The following is a 1,163-nucleotide window of genomic DNA, read 5'->3' as shown; positions in this document are numbered from 1 at the left end:
GAAATTCCCGTTAAACTAAAACGAAGGAGTTTTCTATGCGTAAATCGAGATATACCGACAGTCAGATCCTGGCGATCATAAAACAGAATGAAAATGGCGTGAGTGTTCCTGAACTCTGTCGTGAGCACGGCATGAGTTCAGCGCAGTTCTATAAATGGCGAGCCAAGTTTGGTGGCATGGATGCATCGCTGATGAAGCGACTCAAAGAGCTTGAAGACGAAAACAAACGGCTTAAAAAGATGTATGCCGAGGAACGGTTAGTGGCCGAAATTCGTAAGGAAGCGCTTGAGGGAAAGTTGTAAGGCCATCCCAGCGTAAGGAGATGGCAAAGAACGCTATTGTTCGGCATGCCGTGAGTATTCGTATTGCCTGTCGAAGCTTGGGTATTAGTAGCAGTTGTTACCACTATCAAGCGAAACTGAGTGGTGAAAACGCACAAGTCGCCGATTGGTTGTTACGGCTGACTGAAACGCATCGGCGTTGGGGCTTTGGTTTATGCTTTTTGTATTTGCGCAATGTGAAAGGCTTCCGTTGGAATCATAAGCGAGTGTATCGCATTTACCGCGAGCTTGAGTTGAACCTGAGGATAAAGCCTAAACGCAGACTTAAGCGTGACAAGCCTGACGCACTGAGTGTGCCACAGGCTATTAATCAAGTATGGTCGATGGACTTTATGTCAGACAGCTTGGCTGATGGGCGAGCATTGCGAACATTCAATGTCATTGACGATTACAATCGTGAAGGGTTGGCAATTGATGTGGATTTATCCATGCCTAGTCTTCGAGTTATTCGTTCGTTGGAGCAAGTAATTGAATGGCGAGGTAAGCCAGCAGCAATTCGCTGCGATAATGGGCCAGAATATATTTCAAGTCAATTGATAACATGGGCAAACCAGCATCGGATAACGATACTTTACATTCAACCTGGTAAACCCACGCAGAATGCTTATGTTGAGCGGTTTAATCGAACAGCTAGGCATGAATGGCTGGACTTGCATATGTTTGAAAGCGTTGAACAAGCTCAGGAATTAGCCACAAACTGGCTCTGGCTTTACAACAATGAACGACCTAATATGGCAATTGGTGGTGTACCACCTAAACAACTATTGAGAGCGGCTTAATTAATTTCTACGAATAACTGCTGCTTAAAATGGGGGGATTACA

Annotated in this window: 1 protein-coding gene; it reads left to right on the top strand. The window is 45.1% G+C overall.

Going from position 1 to position 1,163, the window contains the following annotated elements; genetic code table 11:
* Nucleotides 1–35 precede the first annotated feature (35 nt).
* Nucleotides 36–1,120, top strand: a protein-coding gene (locus tag ACYVIL_RS20180; protein ID WP_460314521.1) for an IS3 family transposase whose coding sequence is annotated in 2 segments (ribosomal slippage) — nt 36–297 and nt 297–1,120 — 1,086 coding nt in all. Because the reading frame shifts where the segments join, the coding sequence is not laid out codon by codon here.
* Nucleotides 1,121–1,163 lie beyond the last annotated feature (43 nt).

This window comes from Aliiglaciecola aliphaticivorans (genome assembly GCF_054782055.1).
Note: the sequence above shows the minus strand (reverse complement) of the source record. Positions and strands in the feature narration are given on the sequence as shown.